The following is a 1,162-nucleotide window of genomic DNA, read 5'->3' as shown; positions in this document are numbered from 1 at the left end:
AAAATTGTATCGCTAATATTCTAGAAACCTGCCAATACGGACAGTTTTCTCTGCGTCACTATCTGCCACAAATTCGCGAGTTTCTATCGTCGATTGGTGAAGCGCACAGTGCGTACAATACAGCGCTTAAGCTGAAAAACATGGGCATCAATGCGAGGTTTGTGGATCTCTCTGGTTGGGATAATCAGGAACCAAGAAATCTCGATGATTCCATTCGCGACGCGTTTGCTGATATCGATGTGACCAAAGAACTGCCTATTGTCACGGGTTATGCATACTGCAAAGAAGGTTTGATGCACACTTATGACCGAGGCTACAGTGAAATGACATTCAGTCGTATTGCCGCTATCACCAAAGCAGACCTAGCCATCATCCACAAAGAATACCATTTGAGTTCAGCGGACCCACGCGTGGTCGGCCCAGAGAAAGTGTTGCCAATTGGAAGCACGAACTACGATGTAGCGGATCAACTTGCTAACTTGGGCATGGAGGCGATTCATCCCAATGCTGCCGCTGGTTTGCGCGAAAGTGGGATTGAGCTGCAAATCAAAAACACGTTTGAGCCAGAACATGAAGGTACGTTGATATCTTCAGGGTATCGCCCAGAAGAAGACAAAGTGGAAATCATCGCCGGTAAAGAAAAGGTCTTCGCACTGCACTTGTTCGATCAAGCGATGGTCGGCAAGGTTGACAACGTGAGTTACGAATTGATGGAAATCATCTCTGATGCACGCGTCAGCTTGATCGGTAAAGAGATGAACGCTAACTCGATTACGTATTACCTTGGCGGTAGCTCGGACAGCTTAAACAAAGTGTTATACAAGGCCGAAAAACGTTACCCGAATGCCTCCATTAAAGGGCGAATGGTTGCGTTAATTTCAGCCATCGGTTCACACATCGACACTAACAAAACGTTAGCGAAGGGCGTCCTTTCTCTCATGAACAGTGGTGTCACACCGGTGGCGTTGCACTCTTCGTTGCGTAATGTAAACGTGCAATTTGTCGTCAGTGACAAAGAATATCAACGCGCCATTTGTGCATTACACGATGAGTTTTTTGCGCCTGTCGAAGGCTCGAACGCAATGGAGCATGTGGCTTAATTGATTCGAGTTAAGCTAATGGTGGGGAGGTTCTCCCCTTTTTTATTAGTGAATTCTTATGA

Annotated in this window: 1 protein-coding gene; it reads left to right on the top strand. The window is 46.3% G+C overall.

Annotated elements, in window-relative coordinates; all coding sequences use genetic code 11:
• The coding region (locus R7E42_RS24950; RefSeq protein ID WP_318073227.1) for an aspartate kinase at positions 1-1,100 on the top strand (1,100 nt) is incomplete at its 5' end.
• Positions 1,101-1,162: the final 62 nt, after the last annotated feature.

This window comes from Vibrio sp. Vb1337 (assembly GCF_033338715.1).
Taxonomy (GTDB): domain Bacteria; phylum Pseudomonadota; class Gammaproteobacteria; order Enterobacterales; family Vibrionaceae; genus Vibrio; species Vibrio alginolyticus.
This window is presented reverse-complemented; position numbering and strand designations above follow the sequence as displayed.